The following is a 19,611-nucleotide window of genomic DNA, read 5'->3' as shown; positions in this document are numbered from 1 at the left end:
CGGGGTGCCCGACCTCGCGCTCGTCGCCCGGCTCCGCGCCGCGGGGTGCGTGTTCGCCGAGGAGGAGGCCGCCGTCCTCCGGTCCGCGGCGACGTCACCCGAGCTGCTCGAGGACCTGGTCCGACGCCGGGTCGCGGGTGAGCCCTTGGAGTACGTCGTCGGCTGGGTCGAGTTCGACGGCGGCCGGATCGCCGTCGAGCCGGGCGTGTTCGTCCCGCGCCAGCGCACGGCGTACCTCGTCGAGCTGGCGGCCCCGCTCCTCACCCGTGGCGACACCGTCCTCGACCTGTGCTGCGGCAGCGGCGCACTGGGCCTGGCCCTCGCGCGGCGCGTGGCCGGCCTGCGGCTGCACGCCGGCGACATCGACCCCGCGGCGGTCGCCTGCGCGGCCCGCAACCTCGAGGAGGTCGGCGGGACCGCCGCCGTCGGCGACCTCGCCTCGGCCCTGCCACCCGCGCTGCGGGGCAGTGCTGCCGTCATCGTCGCCAACGTCCCCTACGTCCCCTCCACCGCCGTGGCGCTGATGCCTCCCGAGTCCCGCGACCACGAGCCGCGCGGCACCGTCGACGGCGGCGCCGACGGCCTCGACCTGCTCCGCCGCGTCGCCGCCCTCGCCCCCACCTGGCTGCGCCCGGGCGGCACCGTGCTCTCCGAGGTGTCCCTCGACCAGGCGCCCGCGGCGCGGGACGCGTTCGCCGGCGCCGGCCTGGCCGCCACGGTCCACCACGACGACGAGCGCGAGGCGACGGTCGTGTCCGGCACGCATGCGCCGGGGAGCACCCCCGCCACCTGACCGCCGCGGGGCCCGCCTGTGGATTCCGGATCCCACAGGCATGACCGACGACGCCACCGGGGACCAACGTCCGCATGCACGAGATCGAGCAGCTGCTGTCCACCCAGGACGGAGTGATCGCGCGCCGCCAGGCGCGCGCGGCCGGCCTCTCGGACGCCGACATCCGGCGGCGGATCCGGCGCCGGGAATGGGTGGCGGTCCATCTCGGCGTGTACGTCGACCACACCGGTCCGCTCACCTGGCGACAACGCGCCTGGGCGGCCGTGCTTCTCCACTGGCCGGCGGCCCTGGACGGCTGGTCCGCGATCCGGGCGCACGAAGGACCCGGCCGGTGGCGCTTCGACGAGCGGGCGCCGATCGAGCTGATGGTGCCGCACGACCGACGCCTCACACCGACACCCGGGATCCGGGTTCGCCGGTCGCGTCGCTTCGCCGCGGCCACTCAGCCGCATCTCAGCCCGCCGCGCCGGCACTACGACGACGTCGTCATCGAGCTGGCGGACCGGGCCCGCGACGAGCTGGCCGCGATCGCGGTCCTCGCCGACGCGTGCGGCGCGCGCCGTACGACGGCCGCTCGGCTGCGCGACCGGGCCACCACCATGGCGCGGCTGACGCGGCGGTCCTGGATCGCCGCCGTGCTCGACGACATCGCCGAGGGGAACTGCTCGGTGCTCGAGCATGCCTTCCTGGTGCGGGTCGAGCGGCCGCACGGCCTCCCCCGGGGCCTGCGCCAGGTGCCCGACCGCGACCGGCGGGGGCGCCGGCTCTTCCGCGACGTCGTGTACGCCGGCCGCGACCCCCACTGGCGGCAGGTCGTCGAGCTCGACGGCCGACTCGGGCATGAGACCGCCGCCGAGCGCGACCGGGACCTCGAGCGCGATCTCGAGGCCGCGCTCGACGGCGCGGACACGATCCGGCTCGGCTACGGACAGGTCGTCGGCCGCCCGTGCCGGACCGCCGCCATGGTGGGGCGGCTGCTCCGGCTGCGCGGCTGGCAGGGCACGGCCACAACCTGCCCGCACTGCTACGACACCTGATCGGGGAGTTCCGCAGTCATCTGGTGACTGCGGCACTCCCCGATGTGTCTGTCAGCCGACGCGGCAGTGAGGCATCACCGGGTGAGCTCGACCTGCTCGCCCTCCCACCGCTGCCGCAGCCACCGGTCGTGGGAGGCGACGACGACCGTGCCGGGGCTGGTGCCGATCGCCTCCTCCAACTCGGTCACGAGCGAGAGCGAGAGGTGGTTGGTGGGCTCGTCGAGCAGCAGCAGGTCCGGCTCGGTGGCGACCGCGATCGCCAGCGCCAGCCGGCGGCGCTGGCCGACCGACAGCAGCACGACCGGCTTCGGGTGCTCGCGCGGGTGCAGCAGGCCGAGGCCGCGCAGCGGGCGCCGTACGGCGAGGTCGGGACCGACCGCCGTCGTGTAGGCGTCGTGCGCGCTGGCGGTCAGGTCCGGGAACACCGGGTCCTGGGTGAGCTCGGCGACCCGCCGCGCGCCGACCTGGACGACGCCGGTGGTCGGCGCGATGCGCCCGGAGAGCACGCCGAGCAGCGTCGACTTGCCTGTCCCGTTGGCGCCGGTCACCAGCAGATGACCGCCGGCGGCGAGGTCGAGGACGGGCAGCCGGAGCCGCCCCTCGACAGTGAGGTCGCGCACGGTGACCGCGCGGCCGCCGGCGGCTGGCAGTGCCGTGAGGCCGGTCGCCAGCCGGAGGGGCACCGGCGGCTTGGGGACCTGGGTCCGCTCGGCCTCCTCGAGCCGACGCTCGGCGTCGCGCTTGCGCCGGGCCAGCGCGCGGTCGACGTTGGCGCCCTTGAAGGCGTGGATGAACTTGTCGTTGTCGCGCGGTCCGCGGCCCGGCGCGACGGCGCTCTTGTCGATCCGCGTCGCCTCGCGCAGCCGCTCCAGCTCCTCCTGCTGGGCGGCGAAGCTCTCCTCCCAGCGGCGCCGCGCGGCGGCCCGCGCCTCGGCGTACGCCGTCCACCCGCCGCCGTACCTGCGACCCCCGCGGCCGTCGGTGCCCATGCCCACCGGGTCGAGGTCGACCAGATCGGTGCAGACCTCGTCGAGCAGGACCCGGTCGTGGCTGGTGAGGACCACGACGCCGGGCAGGTCGCGCAGGAAGGCCACGAGCAGCGCGACGGCCTCGTCGTCGAGGTGGTTGGTCGGCTCGTCGAGCAGCAGGCACTGCGGGCGGCGCGTCATCAGGGTCGCCAGCGCGAGCCGGGTGCGCTGACCGCCGGACAGAGCCCCCACCCGCCGGTCCTGGGCGAGATGGTCGAGACCGAGCTGCCCGGCGGCCAGCAGCGCCCGCCGGTCGGCGTCCCAGGCGTCGTGGGCGAGCGCGAGCTCGAGCGCCCCGGCGTACTCCTCGGCGACAGCGGGCTCGTCCAGCCGGTCGGCGAGGGTCTCGACCTTCGCCACCGCGTCGCGCAGCGGCCGCAGTGCCGTGGCGAGCACGTCGGCGATCGTGTCGCGATCGTCGAACGGCGGCTCCTGGGTGAGGAACGCCAGGTCGGCCGGCCGCTCGATCGTGCCGGCCACCTGGGCGGTCTCGGGCAACGCGCCGGTGACCGCCCGCAGCAGCGTGGACTTGCCCGCGCCGTTCTCGCCGATCAGGCCGATCCGCCGGCCCGGCTGGGCGATCAGGTCGATCCCGTCGAGGACGGTCCGGCGGCCGAAGGCGACCGTGAGGTCGCGGACGACGAGCGGGGCGAGCGATGCGGTGGAGGGCGCTGACATGGCTGATCCGATCGGTGACGGGGTCGGACTCGCCGGGCACTGGTCGAAGACGCAGGGACGGCCGCGGGCGCGAGTCGGGTCAGGCGAGGATCAGCATGATGGGGCCAGCCTAGGACCCGGGCGGGCACCGGTGCGAACGATTTATGGGGCCGCCGAGGCCAGGACCCTAGATCCCACCGAGGATCCGGGCCCGCGCGGCGTCGTACTCCTCGCGGCTGACGAGGTCCCGCTTGAGCAGGTCATCGAGCTCGGCAAGGCGATCGGCGGGCGTCGGCCCGCTGGTGGGTGCGGCGGGCCGGAACGAGCGGGCTGCATCCCAGTCGATCTCCCACTCGTGGGACTCGGGATCGACCAGGACCGGGAGCTCACCGCCGTGCAGCAACGAAAGGTGGATCTCGGGGACGGTCTCGCGGGCCTGCACCTCGAAGGGCGTGATGTCGGCACCCCGGATGCGCAGCTTGAGCAGGAGCATCGGCTGGTCGTTGACCCGGACCCCGGTGTGGTCGAACGAGAGGACCTCCGCGATCGCCGAGCGGCCGACCTTCCGCAGCCGGTAGAGCTTCTGGGCCGAGCGGTAGCGGCCGCGACCGAGGAGGAGGCCGATCACCACGTCGAGCGCGGTGATGCCGACGCCGGTGGGCAGCAGCCAGCCCGCCTCGGGGCCGCCGGAGACCAGACCCATCACCAGGAAGATCGGGCCGACGACACCCGCGGCGAGCAGGAAGAGCACGGGAGGCAGCACGCTGCCCACCAGCGACGGCGGCTTCGGGACGTCCCGCGGAGCGACGGTCATGGCGCCAGCCTAGGGAAACGCTGACCGATCCCGCCTGCTCCGCGCCGCGACGCTGGTCAGGCCTTCTTCAGCCGGGCGATCACACCGTCGATGTCGCGCTGCAGCATGTCGCGACGCACGAAGTGGCCGCCGGCGAGCTCGTGCCACTCGTGCGGGATGCCCTGCGCGGCGAGCAGGCCGCGGAACTCGCGCTGGCCGGCGCGGACCGGGGTCTCGTTGATGTCCTCGTCGAGGCCGCAGACCAGGAAGATCCGCTTGTTCTGGTAGCTGTTGAGCCGCTGCACCGGGTTGTCGGCCGTGACGCGCGCCTCGTCCCAGAAGGGCGCTCCGTAGACCGTGCCGCCCGCGAGCTCGACGGCCGCGGAGCTGGTGTTCGCCCAGTGCACGACCAGGCCGGCGTCGCGCCGCAGGCTCGCGGGGCCGGAGTGGGAGCTGACCGAGGCGAAGTGTCCGTAGTACTTCGCGGTGTACTTGAGCGCGCCGAACCCGCCCATCGAGAACCCGGACACCGCGCGGCCGTCGTACTCGGCGTAGGTGCGGAAGTTCGCGTCGACCCAGGGGATGACCTGGTTCATGTGGAAGCTCTCCCAGTTCCGGGGTCCGCTGAAGGACGCGACCGGGTTGCTGTACCAGCCGGCACCGCCGCCGTCGGGCATGACCACGATCAGCTTGCGACCGGCGGTGAGCCCGATGATGTCGTCCTCCATGTGGAACTTGCGGAAGTCCTGGAGACCGCCGTGGAGGAGGTAGAGGACCGGGTACCGACGCCAGTTGGTGGTGTAGTAGTCGTCGGGCAGGAGCACGTTGACACCGGGCTGCCAGCCGATCTGGGCGGTCGCGAAGCGGAAGTAGTTCATCCGCCCGAACACCCCTTGGTCGGTGATGGTGAGGCCGAAGCCGTTGCCGGCGGCGTGCGCGGGCGCGGAGAGCGCGGGGACGCCGATGGGCGACAGCGCTCCTACGGCAGCGGCTCCTCCAGCGAACTTGAGCAGGCGGCGTCGATCCAGTGTCCGGTTGGCGTCCATCGGTCCTCCGATTCAGGTCTTCACGAGTCATGCGGGGTGGGACAAATATCCGCGCGCGCGGCGGCACCGGCCAGGGCCGAGGAGGCCAAGGTCGTTGTCATTACGGGCCAGCGGAGGTAGGAAGTGGCCCATGACCGAGTGGTTCGACCAGCCCGTGGTGCCGGTCGGCTACGGCTTGCTGATCGAGGAGGTCGCGTCCTCGTTCGGCGTCGGGGCGGAGCTCCTAGTCGCCGCCGGCCTGTCCACGACGGCCCTCGAGGACCCGCAGGGACGGCTCACCCCGCTCCAGGCCGGCCACCTGCTGCTGCACGGCATGCACCTCACCCGCGAGCCGGGACTCGGCTACGAGATCGGCCTGCGCAGCAGCCTGACCTCGCACGGCGTCATGGGGTTCGGGCTGCTGACCTCCGCGACCCTGCGGGAGGCGATCGAGCTGGGCGTGGAGTACAGCGGCGTCCGGCTGCCGATGCTGACGCTCGGCCTGGTGCTGGACGGCGACCAGGCCGCGGTCGCCGTCCGGGAGACGCGGCCGCTGGGCGAGGTCCGCCAGTGCATGTTCGACCTCTTCCTCACCGGGCTCGCCCGGATGACCCCGGCCCTGCTCGGGCGGCCGCAGCACGATGTCGAGCTGTGGTTCGAGGGGGCCGAGCCGGACCACTTCGCGCGCTACCGCGAGCGCCTGCCTCCGGCCCGGTTCGGGACCGGCGTCCACCAGGTGCGCTTCCCCGTGGAGCGACTGGACGAACGGCTCGACACCGCGAACGCGGTGGCCGCCCGGCTCGCGCAGGAGGAGCTCTCCGGTGAGCGCGACCGGATCGGCCTGACCGACGACGTCGTCGCGCGGGTGCAGGCGCTGCTCGGCTCACGGGCGGCGGGCTTCAGCCTCGAGGCGGTGGCCGCGGCCATGCACGTCTCCACCCGTACGCTCAAGCGGCGGCTGCAGGCCACCGGCACGACCTTCCACGACCTGTCGGCCGACGCCCGGCGCGCCGAGGCGCTGCGGCTGCTGCGCGGGTCGGCGATGGGCGTCGAGGACATCGCCCGGCTCCTGGGGTACGCCGACCCGAGCAACTTCGTGCGCGCGTTCAAGCGCTGGACGGGGCTGACCCCGGGCGCCTACCGCCGGGCGGAGACGGGCACCTCCGGCTGATCGCGTCCGCCCGGCGAACGAGCCGGTCCGCGTGCCCCTCCTCGGCGAGCCGGCCGGCTCATCCGAAGGTCTCGGCGGCGACCTCGCGCACCCAGGCCGCCTTGACCGCGCGCCAACCCTCGTCGTCCAGCCCACGTCGCCAGTACGGCGAGCAGGAGAGCCGCGCGGGGTCGACGATGCCCGCGCCCAGCAGGATCCGGCGCACGGCACGCGTCGCCGCGGCCTCGCCGTGCACGAAGGCGCTCACCGTGCCGATCGGGCGGGGCAGCGCGGCCACGGCCTCGGCGAGCAGGTCGTCGAGCCCGTCGTGACGGCCTGCTCGGTGCACCCAGCGAAGGTCGAGGTCGCCGGGCGAGGTCAGCGCTACTTCTCCCGCGGCGTCCTCGACCTCGACGACCACGACGACCGGGCGCCCCGCCGGCACCGCCTCCGCGCACGCGGCGATGGCGGGCAGCGCGCTCTCGTCGCCCACGAGCAGATAGCTGTCGGCATCGGCGTGCGGGTGGTAGCTGCCGGCCGGGCCGCGAAGCTGGAGACGGTCGCCCACCTGGGCACGGGAGGCCCACCGCCCGGCGTACCCGACCTCGCCGTGGGCGGCGATGTCGAGGGTGAGCTCGCGGCGCTCCGCGCTCCAGGCACGCACCGTGATCCTGCGGGGGAACGGGCGCTGCTCGCGCGGCAGCTGACGCACGGCCTCGTCGTCGAACGGCACGGAGTACGGCACCTCGTCGGCGAGGAACGAGCAGTTGACGTACTGGTCGGCGTCCTCGCCAGGCACGAACTCGTCGAGTCCCGGCCCGCCGAGAACGACTCGGACCAACTGGGGCGTCAGGCGCTGCGTCGCAACGACCTCTCCGTACACGCTGTGCTCCTCACTCGTCTTCCCACGGACCCGGGGAATGGGCCTTAGGTGTACCTAACCTACAGCCGGGTGGCCGTCAGCCCGGCCGCTGGTCGCGCAGCGCCGCCATGTAGGCACGGGGCGTGGTCGCGGTGGCCTGCCGGAAGGCGCGGACGAAGGCGCTCGCCGTCTGGTAGCCGACCAGATGCGCGACCGCCGTGGCGCTCTGGCCGTCCGCCATCAGCAGCACCGCGGCCCGGACCCGGGCCTGGATCCGCCACCGGGTGAAGGTCATCCCGGTCTGGCTGGTGAAGAGGCGGTCGAGGGTGCGACCGGAGACGCCGACCTCGCTGCCCCACTGCTCCGCCGTACGCCGGTCGGCCGGATCCTCCACCAACGCGACCGAGACCGCCCTCGCCCGCGGATCGGTCGGGGTGGGCAGGGCGATGCCGGCACCCTCGATCGGCTTGATCAGGCTCATCACCGCCCGCTCGGCATCGTGCCGCTCCCCGGCACTGAGCGAGGCGTCGCGAAGGTGGAGCAGCAGCTCGCGGACCGCCGGGGGCATCGCCACCAGCATCGGCCGCCCCCACCGGTCGGGGAAGCACACGGCGTCCACCAGCGTGTAGTGGTGGCGTGCGCCCTCCCCGGCGAAGCCGGCGTGCCGAACGCCCGCCGGCACCCACAGACCCGCGGTCGGCGGCAGGGTCCAGGCGATGCCCTCGGTCTCGACGGTGCGGGCCCCCACGAAGCCCCAGAGCAGCTCATGCCGACGATGGGTGTGCCAGTCGATCGACCGGGGAGCGTCCTCGACGAGGTGCTTGGTGAGAACCGCGGCAGCGGATGTGCGCGGGCTCACAGACACTCCGGACGATGTCGGGATCGGGACATGAAGTGTCATCTTACGCGGTGGCACTGAGGCAAGCCTAACCTCTAGCGTTGGGGCCGCTGCCGCGGTGACGTGCTCCCGCGGCCTCCCGCCGTCGCCGCAGGGTGACGCACCCGGCTCTCGAACCAGAAGGATCCGCATGCCCCGCGCCCCGTACGCCGCCCGCTCCGTCCGGCGAGTCGCCCTCCTCGCGGCGGCCGTCGTCGCCGCTCTCTCCCTCACCGCCTGCTCGTCGGAGGACGACGCGGCCGACGCCGGTCCGGTCCATGACGTGGAGCACGCCCGCGGCACGACCGCGGTTCCCGAGGAGCCGAAGCGGGTCGTCGTCCTCGAGCCGGTGCAGCTCGACACGGCCGTCGCGCTCGGCGTCACGCCCGTCGGCGCCGCCGTCGCCAGCGAGGAGACCGGCGTGCCGGCGTACCTCGGCGAGGCGGCCGCGGAGATCGAGGCCGTCGGCACGGTGACCGAGCCGTCGCTGGAGAAGATCGCCGAGCAGGAGCCGGACCTGATCATCGGCACCGAGTCGCGCCACTCCGACCTCTACGACCAGTTGAGCGACATCGCGCCCACCGTCTTCATGGCCTCGCAGGAGGACCCCTGGCAGGACAACGTGCGGCTCGTGGGCGAGGCACTGGACCTGCCCGACGAGGCCGCGGCACTGCTCGCCGAGTACGACGAGCGGTGCGCCGCGATCGCCGAGGAGTTCCGGCTCGAGGGCTCGACCGCCCAGCTGGTGCGCCCGCGCGACGAGGCCGTGCTGAGCATCTACGGCCCGACCTCCTTCGCCGGCAGCACCCTGGAGTGCGTCGGGTTCACCATCCCCGAGCAGGACTGGGCCGGCTCGATCTCGATCGACATCTCGCCGGAGCGGATCCTCGAGGCCCAGGGCGACCACGTGTTCGTCACCAGCACCGACCCGTCGGACCCCAGCACGCTCCCGACGCCGGTCGCGGACAACGCCGCCGCCTTCCCCGACCCGCATCTGGTCGACTTCTCCTACTGGGTCGCCGGTGTCGGCCCGCTGGGCGGCCAGGCCGTCCTCGACGACATCGAGGCGATCCTGGCCGAGGGCAGCTGACGCTCCCTCGATGCCGCTGGACCTCCCCACCGCGCCCGACGCCGGGACCGCCGCACGACCACGCTCCACCCCACGCCCGGGCTGGCTGCTGGGCCTCGCGGCGGCCCTCGGCGTGGCGGTCGTGCTGTCCCTGGCCGTCGGGTCGAACCCGCTGAGCCCGGCCGAGGTCCTGGCCGCGCTCGGCGACGGCGGCACGGCCGAGACCCGGTATGTGGTCCGCGATCTCCGCGTGCCGCGGACGATCGTCGGCATCGTCGTCGGGATCGCGCTCGGCGTTGCCGGCGCGCTGATGCAGGCGCTCACCCGCAACCCGCTCGCCGACCCGGGGATCCTCGGCGTCAACGCCGGTGCCGCGTTCTGCGTCGCCCTGGGCGTCAGCCTCCTCGGCATCCAGTCGATCGCCGGCTACGTCTGGCTCGCCTTCGCCGGCGCGCTCGTCGTGACCGTGGCGGTCTACGTGATCGGATCCACCGGCCGGGGCGCGGCCGACCCGGTCCGCCTCACGCTCGCCGGGGTCGCGCTCGGCGCCGTGCTGTCGGGGCTCACGACCGGTCTGAGCCTGAGCGACCCCACGGCGTTCGACAGGATGCGCAGCTGGAACGCGGGCACGGTGCTCGGCCGCGGACTCGACGTCCTCGCGCCGGTGCTGCCCTTCGCCGGCCTCGGCCTCCTGCTCGCGCTCGTCGTCGCCGGTGGTCTCAACTCCGTCGCGCTCGGCGAGGACCTCGCCCGCAGCCACGGCGTCGACGTACGACGCACCCGGCTGCTCGTGGTCTGCGCCGTGACTCTCCTCGCGGGGTCGGCCACCGCTGTCGCCGGCCCGATCTCCTTCATCGGGCTGATGGTCCCGCACGTCGTCCGGTGGACCCTCGGTCCGGACCAGCGCACGATCCTCGCCGGGACCGTCCTGCTCGCACCGACCCTGCTCCTGGTCGCCGACGTGCTGGGGCGCCTCCTCGTCCTGCCCGGTGAGATGCCCGTCGGCGTCGTCACGGCGTTCGTCGGGGCGCCCCTGCTGATCGTCCTGGTACGACGCCGCAAGGCGGCCGCGCTGTGAGCACGATCCCTCGCGTGGAGTTCGGCCACCGGCGCCATCGGATCGGCACCGCCGGGATGCATGCGATCCTGCGCACCCGCAGTCTCCTGGTGGGTGCGGGCGTCGTCGCCGCCCTCGTCGTCACGTCGGTGCTCTCCCTCATGACCGGCGACTTCTCCCTCGAAGCCGGCGAGGTGATCGCCGTCTTCCGGGGGGCCGGGGAGGGACTGGCCCCGACGGTCGTCCTGGAGTGGCGCCTGCCGCGGGTCCTGGCCGCCGTCGTGCTCGGCGCGGCGCTCGCGGTGTCCGGCGCCCTGTTCCAGACGCTCACGCGCAACCCGCTCGCCAGCCCCGACATCCTCGGCCTCTCCAGCGGCGCGTTCACCGGCATGCTGCTGACCGTGCTGCTGCTCGGGACGTCCTGGCTGCTGGTCACGGCGGGCTCGGTCCTCGGCGGCGCGGTGGCCGGGGCGCTCATCTACCTGCTGGCCCTCCGCGACGGGATCGAGGGTTTCCGGTTCATCGTGGTCGGGATCGCGATCTCGGCGATGCTGGCATCGGCCAACACCTGGATGTTGCTCCAGATCGAGGTGGAGACCGCGATGTTCGCCTCCGCCTGGGGTGCCGGCAGCCTCAACGGGGTCACCGGTCCCCAGGTCCTCGGCGCGGGGGTATGCGTCGCCGTGCTCCTCGCGGCCTGCGCCGTGCTCGCTCCCGGCCTGCGGCAGCTCGACCTCGGGGACGACGCCGCCGCGGCGCTCGGCCTGCGGCCCGGACGGGTGCAGGCGACCGCCGTGCTGCTCGGCGTCGCCCTGGTGTGCGTGGCGACCGCGGTCGTCGGCCCGGTGGCCTTCATCGCGCTGGCGGCGCCCCAGATCGCGCGACGGGCGGCCGGTACGCCGTACCTCCCGCTCACGCTGAGCGCGCTGCTCGGCGGGTGGCTCCTCCTGGTGTCGGACTTCGTCGCGCAGCACCTGCTGCCGGTGACGCTGCCCGCCGGCGTGGTCACGGTCGTGCTGGGCGGGGCGTTCCTGGTGTGGATGATCGTTCGCGAGCTGCGGAGGTAGAGATGACGGACGGACCCGGGCACGCGCGTCTGGAGGCACGCGGCGTCGAGCTCGCCTACGACCGGCGCGTCATCAGCGCGCACCTGGACGTCGCCGTGCCGGACGGGTCGTTCACGGTGATCATCGGCCCGAACGCGTCCGGCAAGTCCACGCTCCTCCGCGGCCTCGCCCGCCTGCTGACGCCGCGGACCGGCCAGATCGTGCTCGACGGCCGCGACATCGCGACCTACCGGCCCAAGGAGGTCGCCCGCCGCCTCGGCCTGCTGCCGCAGTCGTCACTGGCCCCCGACGGCATCACCGTCGCCGAGCTCGTCGCCCGCGGCCGCTTCCCGCACCAGCGGCTGATGCAGCCGTGGTCCGCCGAGGACGACGCGGCCGTGGCCGACGCGCTCGCCGCCACGCAGACCACCGCGCTGTCGACACGTCCGGTCACCGAGCTCTCCGGAGGCCAACGCCAGCGCGTCTGGGTCGCGATGGTGCTCGCCCAGCGGACGCCGGTCGTGCTGCTCGACGAGCCGACGACCTACCTCGACATCGCGCACCAGATCGAGCTGTTGGAGCTCTTCGCGCACCTCAACCGCGAAGGTCGCACCCTGGTGGCCGTGCTGCACGACCTCAACCATGCCGCGCGCTACGCCACCCACCTGGTCGCCATGCGGGACGGCGCCATCGTGGCCGAGGGCCCGCCGCGCGAGGTGATCACCTCCGCGCTGGTCGAGGAGGTCTTCGGGCTGCCCAACGTGCTGATCGAGGACCCGGTGACCGGCGGCCCGCTCATCGTGCCGCTGGGCTCCGCCGTGGCGCCGCGATAGACCGCCCACGCGCGGCCCACGCGGCCTACGCCTGGGTGCGGAGGTAGCGCCCGAAGTGGGGCACCGTGAAGGCGATCCGGCCGCGCTCGCCGGAGTAGATCAGGCCCTTCTTGAGCAGCGCGTCCCGGGCGGGCGAGAGCGACTGGGGCTTCTTCCCGAGGACGCCGGCCACGTCGGCCGTCGCCACGGAGCCGACCGGATCCTCGACGCCGTCGTCGGACGAGGCGACCGCGGCGTCGGCCATCGCGCGCAGGTAGTCGCGCTCGGCCGGCGTGGCGCGCTCGTAGCGGGATCCGAAGAAGCCGACCGCCAGCTCGGCCTCGGCCTCCGGGCCCGCGACGGCGACGTCGTCGGCCGTGATCGGCGTGCGGGGAGCGAGGTCCCACACGGATCGGCCGTAGGCCTGGATGAAGTAGGGGTAGCCCCGCGTGGCGTCGTACATCGCGGCGAGGGCGTCGGGCGTGAATGCGGCCTCCTCCTCGGCGGCCGGGGCGACGAGGGCCCGATCCGCGGCCTCGCGCGAGAGGCGGTCGATGCGCTGGTAGGAGAAGAGCCGCTCGGAGTAGGACTTGCTCGCGGACAGCACCGCCGGCAGGTGGGGCAGGCCGGCCCCGACCACGATGACGGGCAGGCCGTTCTGGCTGAGCTCGTGACAGGCCGCGCACAGGGCGGACACGTCGTCGGTCCCGAGGTCCTGCATCTCGTCGATGAACACGGCGACCCCCTTGCCGACATCCGCCGCCAGGCCGCCGACGTCGGTGAGCAGCTCGACCAGGTCGATCTCGACGTCGCCGGAGTCGGCGCGACCTCGTACGGCGGGCGCGGCGATCCCCGGCGACCACCTGTCCCGCAGCTTGGCGTCCGCGCCGGCCTCGCGCTGGGCGAACGACCGGATGACGCCGAGCACATGATCGGCCTCGTCGGGCTCCGGGTGCCCGAGCTCGCGCACCGCCTGGTGCAACGCCGACGACAGCGGGCGGCGCAGCGACTGGTCGGGCCGCGCCTCGAGCTTGCCGGTCCCCCAGCCCTTGCGGACCGCGGCCGAGCGCAGCGCGTTGAGCAGGACCGTCTTGCCGACCCCGCGCAGGCCGGTGAGCACGAGCGAGCGCTCCGGGCGACCCCGGGCGACCCGCTCGAGGACGACCTCGAAGGCCGTCAGCTGCTCGTCGCGGCCCGCGAGCTCGGGCGGGCGCTGCCCGGCGCCGGGTGCGTACGGGTTGCGGATCGGGTCCATGATCCGACACTATCGGCCTCTCTAGCGGCTTCCTTATACATCGCTAGCGTGTCGCATCGTCCGTCTGCGGCGGCCCCGGCCGGGCACCGCAGGAGCATGGATCCGGTGTTCTTCGCGTGGTCGGTGGCGCTGATCGTCACAGCCGGCACCCTCCCGGCCGGGGTGATCCGGACCCTTGCCTACCGGTCCGGTTCGGTGGACCACACCCCGGGCATGCGGATGGTGGCCACGGTCGTGCTCGGCATCGGTCTCGTCGGCCTGGTGTGCTTCCTCGCGCTGAGCGTCGCCCTGCTCGCTGCCTGACGCCCTGAGGCCCTGAGGCCCCGAGGCCCTGAGGCCCTGAGGCCCTGAGGCCCTGAGGCTGGGCGCCGAGGCAGGTGCCGCGGCGGCTCAGGCGCCGTGGTGCGGCGCGGGGCAGGGCGGCGTCGCGGGCTGTCCGGGCGCGACGACGAAGTCCTCCACCCAGGCCGGCTCGACCACGAGCTCACGGGCGGCCGTGACGACGACGTCGACAGCGGAGCCGGGGAGTGCCATCCACCCGTCGCCGACCGGCGGCCGGACCGACGTGACGGCGGTGCTCTCGAGACGCGGCGTCCCGGCCCGGGTCGCGCCGGTCGCCACGAACCCCGCGTCGGGCACCGCCCCGTCGGGCAGCCAGACCCGCTCCTCCTCGGCGGCCGAGATCTCGGCGGTGGCGCCGGCGACCCAACCCTCCCCGGCGGGCTGCTCGCCGACCGGGAGGTCGGTCTCCTCGACGACATCGACGGAGCGGGTCCAGTGCAGGAGATCGACGGGGGCGACGCTCTCCCGGGCGTACTCCCGCTCGACCGTGCCGATCGACCGCTGCCAGCGCCATTCGGTGCGGGTGACGGCGTCGACGACCCGGGTGACGGCCGGGTGCTCGATGCTGCCCCACTGGGCCGGGATCTCCGGCCGGCCGCAGTCGGGCGCGCCACCGGCGACGGTCGGAGCGGAGGGCGTGGCGGCCGCGGCGGGGACGAGGCCCGAACCGGCACCGAGGAGCGCCACGAGCGCGAGCGAACCCAGGGTCAGGTGCCTGCTGTGCATGGGAAGGCCCTTCTGGAGAGGGATGGAGGGCCCCCGAGCGGCGCCGACGACCGACCAACGTGACGCCCGGAGCCGGGTCATGGCCCGGAGCCGGAAACAGGACTATGTCCCGGACTGCCGGAGCGTGCGATCCCCTGGACTCGTTCATCTAGGCTGAGCGCGTGCCCGAGCTGCCCGAGGTGGAAGCCCTGGCCCTCGACCTGCGGGGCCGGCTGGCAGGGCGTGCCCTCGCCCGCGTCCACATCGCCGCGTTCAGCGCGCTCAAGACCTACGACCCGCCGCTGTCGGCCATCGAGGGTGCCCTGGTGGACGACGTACGCCGGCACGGGAAGTTCCTCGACGTCGAGGCCAGCGGTCTCCACCTCGTGCTCCACCTGGCGCGTGCCGGCTGGGTGCGCTGGAAGGACGAGGTCCCGGCACTGCCGCCGCGGCCCAGCACCAAGTCCACGCTGGCCGTCCGCGTCGTCCTCGACGAGCAGGACGGCGTCTCCCCCGGCCTCGACATCACCGAGGCCGGCACCAAGAAGTCGCTCGCCCTCTACCTCGTCCGCGATCCGATGGACATCCCCGGGGTCGCCAGCCTCGGCCCCGACCCGCTCACCGAGGACTTCACCCCGGAGCGGCTGGCCGGCATCCTCACCGCCGCCGGACGCAAGCAGCTCAAGGGCGTGCTGCGCCACCAGGGCACCATCGCGGGCATCGGCAACGCCTACTCCGACGAGATCCTGCACGCCGCGCGGATGTCGCCCTTCAAGCCGTCCGACAGCCTCTCGGACGACGAGCTGGCGACGTTGTACGCCGCCATCCGTGACACCCTCGGCGACGCGGTCGAGCGCTCCCGCGGTCTCGCGGCGAGCGAGCTCAAGAGGGAGAAGAAGTCACATCTGGCCGTGCACGGCCAGACCGGCAAGCCCTGCCCGGTCTGCGGTGACATCGTGCGCGAGGTCTCCTTCGCCGACTCGAGCCTGCAGTACTGCCCCACGTGCCAGACCGGCGGCAAGCCCCTCGCCGACCGGCGGATGAGCAAGCTCCTCAAGTAGAACGTTACGAAATTTCAGATCGAGTGACCACATTTCGCTTCAGGCGGCCATTTCGCGCTTGCGGGTAGCCGTCTCACTTGCGTGGACACGAGTCCCGGCGCTGTTTCACTTTGCGTGAACAGCCCGCCTACCGGGCTGGCCGGGCGAAGGCAAGCCGTCTGACACGATCGGGCCGGCTGCTCAGCCGATGAGTCGCGCCTTGGCGGCGGCAAACTCGACGTCGGTGAGAACGCCTGCGTCGCGCAGCGAAGCGAGTTTCTGAAGTTCGTCGGCCATGCTGGTCGGTTGCTGCTGGGGCGGGACGGCAGCTTGGTCCCGCTGGAGCGTGGCGTTCGCGTTGACTTGTGCGGCAACGCCGCTGACTTCGTGTGCGCCGTCTGGGTCGATGAGTTCGATAAGTCGCCATTCGGGGTGGGCGAGGATGAAACTCGCGGTACGCAGATCGCGCGTCTTGGTCTTTGGGACCGCGAGGCCGACGAGGAGCGCACTTCCGGGCAGCACCGAGCCCATCGCCATGCGGGTGAGTGTGGGTCGGGTGGACTGGACGATGGTTCCACCGACTTCGACAGACGCGGTGACTCGTGCGTCCATCGCCTGCACCTTCTCGCCTTGGGTGACCCGGTCGGACATGATGACGAGGTTGGCTCCGACCTTGCCGAGCAGTTCGACGTTCTTGCGAAGTCGACCTGCGACGGTGCGAGCGTGGATCTCTTGTTCGCACCAGGCCGCTGGCCGGATGGCGAGCATCCCTGCGGAGGCTGCTGTGCGGGTAGCGCGGTTGAGGGCGAGTTCTTCAGCGACGACGTCACCCGCTGCGGCTGCGGCCTCTGCCTCGGCGATGGCTTGCAGGATGGGGTGGACGAGGTGCCGGTGCTTGTCTGGCAGGTCGGGATGGACTTTGGGGACGAGGTCGGGTGCTTCGAGCGGGCTGGAGCCGAACAGACCACTGGCGGCTGGGGTCGTCTGCTTCGGGAGCAGGGTCTCGGCGACGTCGAAGATTCGACGGATCTTCTTGCCCTCGCTGGTCTCGGCGACGGCGCTGCCTGCGCTCACGATGGTGGCGACGGCTACGCATCCGGATCCGGACGGCTGGACATGGATCCGCCAGGCCGATCCCCACGACCAACCGCTGGTCTTGGTCCCGAAGTCGATGGTGCGACCTGCGGGGTCCGTTCGCCGGAACTTCTCCAACTGACGGATGGCCTTCTCCAGCACCGTGAGCGTGGCTGTTGGAGGGGCAGCAAATTGCCGTTCGTATGGCACTCGCGAAGCGTAGGAGAGTGGGCTCGGCCGCGACTCGTGAATGGGCAATTTTCACGCGCTGGGCACCACCGCCGCGGTCGGGATCCTGGTGCCGGTCAGCCTCAAACGCCTCGACTCGGTGCTCCCCCCAGGGTCGCCGTGGATCTACGCCTCGACGGTCGCGGCGACCCTCCTGTTGACGCTCGGCGCCATGGTCCTCCCCGCCTGGCGGGCGACCCGCGGGCGGCCGGCCGAGGCGGCACTCGCCGTCGAGTAGGACCGGGTCGCCGTCGTAGAGTGATCGCGTGATCCCAACGACCGAGATCGACGGCCTGCCGGACCCGCTGCCCGAGGGCCTCGTGGTGCTCGACGTCCGTGAGGACGACGAGTGGGCCGCCGGTCACATCGACGGCGCGCTGCACATCCCGCTGATGGAGCTGCCCGCCCGGCTCGGTGAGTTCGTCGAGCTCGAGGCACCGCAGACGCTCGTGGTCTGCAAGGCCGGCGGACGCTCGGCCCGGGCGGTCGCCTACCTCGCGCAGCAAGGCTATGACGTCGTCAACCTCGTCGACGGCATGCTCGGGTGGGAGCGGGCCGGACGCGCGATGGTCGCCGACGGCGACCAGCCGCCGTACGTCGTCTGATCCCGCCTCCCGGCGTACGACGCGGCCCCGCCGACCAGGACGGCCTGGTCGGCGGGGCCGTGTCGTTGCGGGCAGTGCGTCACTGCGTGGGAAGGTCCGAGAGCAGGCTCTCGAGGTCCTCGGGGCTCGTCGGCAGGTCCGACATGAGGCTCTCGAGGTCCTCGGGGGACGTCGGGAGATCCGACATGAGGCTCTCGAGGTCCTCCGGGGTCGTCGGGAGATCCGACGGAAGGTCCGTCGGCAGGTCGGTCGGAAGGTCCGTCGGCAGGTCGTCGCCGTCCGGGGCGCTGACGTCGGAGCAGGTCTCGGACTGGTAGGTCATGAACGCCTCGACCTTCTTCTCCTCGTCCTTCGAGAGCTCACCGGCGAACGGGTCCTCGCCGGTCTCGGCCTCCAGCGCCTTCTTGATGTCGTCCGCGTCGAGGTCGTCGTACGCGTCGAGCTGGAGCTCGAAGCCCTCGCGCGCGTCGTCGGGGATGTCCTTCGGCGTGCCGGTCTCCTCGACCTTCTCGGCCGCCTTCTTGAGGATGTCCTCGATCTTGTCGTAGTCCTTCTCCTGGAAGGCGGTCAGGAACTCCTGGCCGCTGGCGTCGGCGACGGCGTCGCAGAAGTCGTCGACGGACGCGTCGCTCGGCGCTCCGCCGCCGCAGGCGGTGAGCGAGAGGGCCAGCAGGACGGTGGCGCCGGCAGTGGCCAGCGGGCGCTTCATGAGAGTCATGGGGCTTCCCTTCCTGGGATGCTTCAGCCGCCGAGCTGGTCGGCGCAGGTGTCCTGGAGGTAGTCGGAGAACTTGTCGACATCCTTCTCGTCGTCCTTGGAGACGCCGGGGATGGAGTCGTCGCCGTCCTCGTCTCCGAAGGACTTCTTCGCCTCGTCGTAGTCGAGGTCGGTGATCGTGTCGACCATGACCTCGAAGCCGTTGCGCTCGGTGTCGCCGATGTCCTTGGGGGTGCCGATGTCGCCGAGGTCCTCGTAGGCCTTCTGGAGGTCCTTCCACTCGTCCTCGGTGGGCTCGTCGCCCTCGACGGCGCCGGTGACGGTGATGACGTCACCGAAGCCCTCGCAGAACTCCTTCTCCGACGCATCGGTCGGGTAGCTGCTGCCACCACAGGCGGTCAGGGTCAGGCCCAGCAGCACGGCCGCGCCGGCGATGGCCAGCGGGCGCTTGATCGGGGTCATGTCGTTTCCTTTCCTAGGGAGCCGGGGCGCCTCGACCTGGCCCGTGAGCAGGGCACGGCCGAGCGGGCGACCACGCGGTCACCCTGCCCCCACCCGGCTCAGACTATTCACAGGCGCGGCGAACAGCAGGTAGCCGATCCGTGACCGGCGCGGTGCCGGAACGGCTCAGGCCTGCCAGAACGCGGCCGTCGGCACGTCGAGCAGGCGGCCCAGCTCACGCAGGTACGACGCCCGGGTGACCTGTCGCACACCGAGGCTCGTGAGATGCGCCGTGGCCCACTGGACGTCGATCAGCCGGTTGCCCACGGCCCCGTCGGCGTCGGCACGGAGCCCGTCGACGAGCCCGAGCAGCGCCACCTTGGACGCGTCGGTGACGTGGTGGAACATCGACTCGCCCGCGAACAGGCCCCCGACCGCGACGCCGTACAGGCCCCCGACCAGGCGGCCGTCCTGCCAGGTCTCGACGGAGTGCGCCCAGCCCAGCCGGTGGAGCTCGCCGTACGCCCGGGCGATCCGGTCGTCGATCCACCCGTGGGGACGGCGCGGGTCGGCGCAGGCGGCGAGGACATCGTCGAAGGCGGTGTCGACCCGCACCTCGAAGTCCCGCGCCGAGCGGCGCAGTGAGCGGGAGACGCGGAGATCGTCGAGGCGCAGCACGCCGCGGTGGGCCGGGCTCCACCAGCCGATCGCGCGTCCCTCGGGCATCGGGAACAGCCCGTGCCGGTAGGCCGCGAGCAGGGTGCCGGGCGCGAGATCGGCCCCCACCGCGACCAGGTCGCTGCCGTCGTGGGTCCCGTCCCCGTCGTCGGCCTCGTCCTCGTCGTACTCCTCAGGGTCGTCGAGCACCGGCAGCGCCGCCAGGTCCGCCCGACTCGGGAAGACCCATGGGCTGGGCTCGGGCTCGACGGGCACGAGCCGATCCTATGAGGGCGGGAGGTGAGGGTAGGCCCGTCGGATGGAGGGTCCGCCTACGATCG

22 protein-coding genes are annotated in these 19,611 nt (G+C 72.9%); 11 read left to right on the top strand and 11 right to left on the bottom strand.

The annotated features are described in order from the left end of the window. The first annotated feature begins 4 nt into the window (after positions 1-4). Both KVF89_RS01685 and KVF89_RS01680 read left to right on the top strand, forming a co-directional pair. Complete coding sequence (locus tag KVF89_RS01685) at positions 5-793, top strand: putative protein N(5)-glutamine methyltransferase (RefSeq protein WP_257422793.1); 789 nt, start codon at positions 5-7, stop codon at positions 791-793. A gap of 74 nt (positions 794-867) precedes the next feature. Beyond that, positions 868-1,830, top strand: a complete 963-nt coding sequence (locus tag KVF89_RS01680) for a hypothetical protein (protein WP_257422792.1) — start codon at positions 868-870, stop codon at positions 1,828-1,830. Positions 1,831-1,904: 74 nt separating this feature from the next. Here KVF89_RS01680 and KVF89_RS01675 read toward each other — a convergent pair whose 3' ends face one another. The 3 genes from KVF89_RS01675 to KVF89_RS01665 all read right to left on the bottom strand — a co-directional run bounded on the left by KVF89_RS01675 (position 1,905) and on the right by KVF89_RS01665 (position 5,354). Next, the gene (locus tag KVF89_RS01675) at positions 1,905-3,536 is read right to left on the bottom strand and encodes an ABC-F family ATP-binding cassette domain-containing protein (RefSeq protein WP_257422791.1); all 1,632 of its coding nucleotides are present in this window, start codon (positions 3,534-3,536) and stop codon (positions 1,905-1,907) included. Positions 3,537-3,702: 166 nt separating this feature from the next. Further along, a complete protein-coding gene (locus KVF89_RS01670) occupies positions 3,703-4,329 on the bottom strand; it encodes an SHOCT domain-containing protein (RefSeq protein WP_257422789.1) in 627 nt (208 codons plus the stop codon). Positions 4,330-4,385: 56 nt separating this feature from the next. Further along, a complete protein-coding gene (locus KVF89_RS01665; protein ID WP_273475464.1) occupies positions 4,386-5,354 on the bottom strand; it encodes an alpha/beta hydrolase in 969 nt (322 codons plus the stop codon). A 130-nt stretch (positions 5,355-5,484) separates the two neighbouring features. Here KVF89_RS01665 and KVF89_RS01660 point away from each other — a divergent pair, with 130 nt between their 5' ends. Beyond that, complete coding sequence (locus KVF89_RS01660; RefSeq protein ID WP_257422788.1) at positions 5,485-6,504, top strand: AraC family transcriptional regulator; 1,020 nt, start codon at positions 5,485-5,487, stop codon at positions 6,502-6,504. Positions 6,505-6,562: 58 nt separating this feature from the next. Here the strand turns inward: KVF89_RS01660 and KVF89_RS30315 are convergent, their stop codons facing one another. Both KVF89_RS30315 and KVF89_RS30310 read right to left on the bottom strand, forming a co-directional pair. Further along, the gene (locus KVF89_RS30315; RefSeq protein ID WP_257422786.1) at positions 6,563-7,366 is read right to left on the bottom strand and encodes a siderophore-interacting protein; all 804 of its coding nucleotides are present in this window, start codon (positions 7,364-7,366) and stop codon (positions 6,563-6,565) included. Positions 7,367-7,442: 76 nt separating this feature from the next. Further along, complete coding sequence (locus tag KVF89_RS30310; RefSeq protein WP_257422784.1) at positions 7,443-8,204, bottom strand: helix-turn-helix domain-containing protein; 762 nt, start codon at positions 8,202-8,204, stop codon at positions 7,443-7,445. 169 nt (positions 8,205-8,373) lie between these two features. On the opposite strand from KVF89_RS30310, the gene KVF89_RS01645 reads away from it, so the two are divergent. Genes KVF89_RS01645 through KVF89_RS01630 form a run of 4 tightly spaced genes read left to right on the top strand, consistent with a single transcriptional unit; the run spans position 8,374 to position 12,227 of the window. After that, a complete protein-coding gene (locus tag KVF89_RS01645) occupies positions 8,374-9,312 on the top strand; it encodes an ABC transporter substrate-binding protein (RefSeq protein WP_257422782.1) in 939 nt (312 codons plus the stop codon). A gap of 10 nt (positions 9,313-9,322) precedes the next feature. Further along, a complete protein-coding gene (locus KVF89_RS01640; protein WP_257422780.1) occupies positions 9,323-10,369 on the top strand; it encodes a FecCD family ABC transporter permease in 1,047 nt (348 codons plus the stop codon). Further along, complete coding sequence (locus KVF89_RS01635; RefSeq protein WP_257422778.1) at positions 10,366-11,415, top strand: FecCD family ABC transporter permease; 1,050 nt, start codon at positions 10,366-10,368, stop codon at positions 11,413-11,415. The genes KVF89_RS01640 and KVF89_RS01635 overlap by 4 nt, the downstream gene beginning before the upstream one ends. A 2-nt stretch (positions 11,416-11,417) precedes the next feature. Next, positions 11,418-12,227: an ABC transporter ATP-binding protein gene (locus KVF89_RS01630; RefSeq protein ID WP_257422777.1), complete on the top strand. Its 810-nt coding sequence runs from the start codon at positions 11,418-11,420 to the stop codon at positions 12,225-12,227. A gap of 25 nt (positions 12,228-12,252) precedes the next feature. Here the strand turns inward: KVF89_RS01630 and KVF89_RS01625 are convergent, their stop codons facing one another. Beyond that, on the bottom strand, positions 12,253-13,461 hold the full coding sequence (locus KVF89_RS01625) for an ATP-binding protein (RefSeq protein WP_257422775.1): 1,209 nt from the start codon (positions 13,459-13,461) through the stop codon (positions 12,253-12,255). A gap of 96 nt (positions 13,462-13,557) precedes the next feature. On the opposite strand from KVF89_RS01625, the gene KVF89_RS01620 reads away from it, so the two are divergent. Further along, positions 13,558-13,764 carry a hypothetical protein gene (locus KVF89_RS01620; RefSeq protein ID WP_257422773.1) on the top strand — a complete coding sequence of 69 codons (207 nt, stop codon included), beginning with the start codon at positions 13,558-13,560 and terminating at the stop codon, positions 13,762-13,764. Positions 13,765-13,851: 87 nt separating this feature from the next. Here KVF89_RS01620 and KVF89_RS01615 read toward each other — a convergent pair whose 3' ends face one another. After that, a complete protein-coding gene (locus KVF89_RS01615; protein ID WP_257422772.1) occupies positions 13,852-14,529 on the bottom strand; it encodes a hypothetical protein in 678 nt (225 codons plus the stop codon). 161 nt (positions 14,530-14,690) lie between these two features. Between KVF89_RS01615 and KVF89_RS01610 the strand changes: the two genes are divergently transcribed. Beyond that, the gene (locus tag KVF89_RS01610; RefSeq protein ID WP_257422770.1) at positions 14,691-15,569 is read left to right on the top strand and encodes an Fpg/Nei family DNA glycosylase; all 879 of its coding nucleotides are present in this window, start codon (positions 14,691-14,693) and stop codon (positions 15,567-15,569) included. A 180-nt stretch (positions 15,570-15,749) separates the two neighbouring features. On the opposite strand, the gene KVF89_RS01605 is transcribed toward KVF89_RS01610, so the two are convergent. Continuing rightward, on the bottom strand, positions 15,750-16,784 hold the full coding sequence (locus tag KVF89_RS01605) for an SHOCT domain-containing protein (protein ID WP_257422768.1): 1,035 nt from the start codon (positions 16,782-16,784) through the stop codon (positions 15,750-15,752). A gap of 88 nt (positions 16,785-16,872) precedes the next feature. Between KVF89_RS01605 and KVF89_RS01600 the strand changes: the two genes are divergently transcribed. Together KVF89_RS01600 and KVF89_RS01595 are read left to right on the top strand one after the other, a co-directional pair. Further along, a complete protein-coding gene (locus KVF89_RS01600; protein WP_257422766.1) occupies positions 16,873-17,088 on the top strand; it encodes an ABC transporter permease family protein in 216 nt (71 codons plus the stop codon). A gap of 28 nt (positions 17,089-17,116) precedes the next feature. After that, complete coding sequence (locus tag KVF89_RS01595; protein ID WP_257422764.1) at positions 17,117-17,455, top strand: rhodanese-like domain-containing protein; 339 nt, start codon at positions 17,117-17,119, stop codon at positions 17,453-17,455. Positions 17,456-17,534: 79 nt separating this feature from the next. Here the strand turns inward: KVF89_RS01595 and KVF89_RS01590 are convergent, their stop codons facing one another. The 3 genes from KVF89_RS01590 to aat all read right to left on the bottom strand — a co-directional run bounded on the left by KVF89_RS01590 (position 17,535) and on the right by aat (position 19,546). Continuing rightward, a complete protein-coding gene (locus KVF89_RS01590) occupies positions 17,535-18,173 on the bottom strand; it encodes a hypothetical protein (RefSeq protein WP_257422762.1) in 639 nt (212 codons plus the stop codon). Positions 18,174-18,196: 23 nt separating this feature from the next. Then, positions 18,197-18,634: a hypothetical protein gene (locus KVF89_RS01585; RefSeq protein WP_257422761.1), complete on the bottom strand. Its 438-nt coding sequence runs from the start codon at positions 18,632-18,634 to the stop codon at positions 18,197-18,199. 165 nt (positions 18,635-18,799) lie between these two features. Further along, positions 18,800-19,546, bottom strand: coding sequence for a leucyl/phenylalanyl-tRNA--protein transferase (gene aat / locus KVF89_RS01580; RefSeq protein ID WP_257422759.1), 747 nt, complete (start codon positions 19,544-19,546; stop codon positions 18,800-18,802). Between the last annotated feature and the right edge of the window lie 65 nt (positions 19,547-19,611).

This window comes from Nocardioides carbamazepini (assembly GCF_024614185.1).
GTDB classification, from domain to species: Bacteria; Actinomycetota; Actinomycetes; order Propionibacteriales; family Nocardioidaceae; genus Nocardioides; species Nocardioides carbamazepini.
Note: the sequence above shows the minus strand (reverse complement) of the source record. Positions and strands in the feature narration are given on the sequence as shown.

Excerpts from the sequence above, each read along its gene's own strand:
- KVF89_RS01585 (WP_257422761.1), bottom strand. The coding sequence starts at position 18,634 with ATGACCCCGATCAAGCGCCCGCTGGCCATCGCCGGCGCGGCCGTGCTG.
- KVF89_RS01630 (WP_257422777.1), top strand. The coding sequence starts at position 11,418 with ATGACGGACGGACCCGGGCACGCGCGTCTGGAGGCACGCGGCGTCGAG.
- KVF89_RS01640 (WP_257422780.1), top strand. The coding sequence starts at position 9,323 with ATGCCGCTGGACCTCCCCACCGCGCCCGACGCCGGGACCGCCGCACGA.
- KVF89_RS01600 (WP_257422766.1), top strand. The coding sequence starts at position 16,873 with ATGGGCAATTTTCACGCGCTGGGCACCACCGCCGCGGTCGGGATCCTG.
- KVF89_RS01660 (WP_257422788.1), top strand. The coding sequence starts at position 5,485 with ATGACCGAGTGGTTCGACCAGCCCGTGGTGCCGGTCGGCTACGGCTTG.
- KVF89_RS01675 (WP_257422791.1), bottom strand. The coding sequence starts at position 3,536 with ATGTCAGCGCCCTCCACCGCATCGCTCGCCCCGCTCGTCGTCCGCGAC.
- KVF89_RS01680 (WP_257422792.1), top strand. The coding sequence starts at position 868 with ATGCACGAGATCGAGCAGCTGCTGTCCACCCAGGACGGAGTGATCGCG.
- KVF89_RS01615 (WP_257422772.1), bottom strand. The coding sequence starts at position 14,529 with ATGCACAGCAGGCACCTGACCCTGGGTTCGCTCGCGCTCGTGGCGCTC.
- KVF89_RS01625 (WP_257422775.1), bottom strand. The coding sequence starts at position 13,461 with ATGGACCCGATCCGCAACCCGTACGCACCCGGCGCCGGGCAGCGCCCG.
- KVF89_RS01665 (WP_273475464.1), bottom strand. The coding sequence starts at position 5,354 with ATGGACGCCAACCGGACACTGGATCGACGCCGCCTGCTCAAGTTCGCT.
- KVF89_RS01670 (WP_257422789.1), bottom strand. The coding sequence starts at position 4,329 with ATGACCGTCGCTCCGCGGGACGTCCCGAAGCCGCCGTCGCTGGTGGGC.
- KVF89_RS01645 (WP_257422782.1), top strand. The coding sequence starts at position 8,374 with ATGCCCCGCGCCCCGTACGCCGCCCGCTCCGTCCGGCGAGTCGCCCTC.
- KVF89_RS01620 (WP_257422773.1), top strand. The coding sequence starts at position 13,558 with ATGGATCCGGTGTTCTTCGCGTGGTCGGTGGCGCTGATCGTCACAGCC.
- KVF89_RS01590 (WP_257422762.1), bottom strand. The coding sequence starts at position 18,173 with ATGACTCTCATGAAGCGCCCGCTGGCCACTGCCGGCGCCACCGTCCTG.